Annotated in this window: 1 protein-coding gene; it reads right to left on the bottom strand. The window is 66.4% G+C overall.

Going from position 1 to position 286, the window contains the following annotated elements; translation table 11 throughout:
* Positions 1-286, bottom strand: a 286-nt coding sequence (locus BN1800_RS39940) for an adenylate/guanylate cyclase domain-containing protein (RefSeq protein ID WP_143534289.1), incomplete at both ends; no start/stop codon positions are given.

Here is a 286-nt window from a genome sequence, read left to right as displayed (position 1 = left end):
CAACTCCTGTAGGCGGGCCGCCTGGTTCGGCGTTTCACCCACGACGCTGCATTCCTCGGCCTCGCCGGTGCCTATGATGTCACCCACCACGACCAGGCCAGTGGCGATTCCGATCCGAACAGCCAGGTGCTCGCCTGCCGCATCCAGCCGGTCGACGGCCTCAACGACCGCCAGGCCGGCCCTCACGGCCCGCTCGGCGTCTTCCTCGTGAGCCTGGGGATAGCCGAAGTATACGAGGACGCCGTCGCCCATATACTTGGCAACAAAACCGTCGTACCGGCCGACG

Origin of the sequence: Rhizobium sullae (assembly GCF_900169785.1) — a bacterium.
GTDB classification, from domain to species: domain Bacteria; phylum Pseudomonadota; class Alphaproteobacteria; order Rhizobiales; family Rhizobiaceae; genus Rhizobium; species Rhizobium sullae.
The sequence above is the reverse complement of the archived record's forward strand: the minus strand, read 5'-3'. Positions and strand labels throughout refer to the sequence as shown.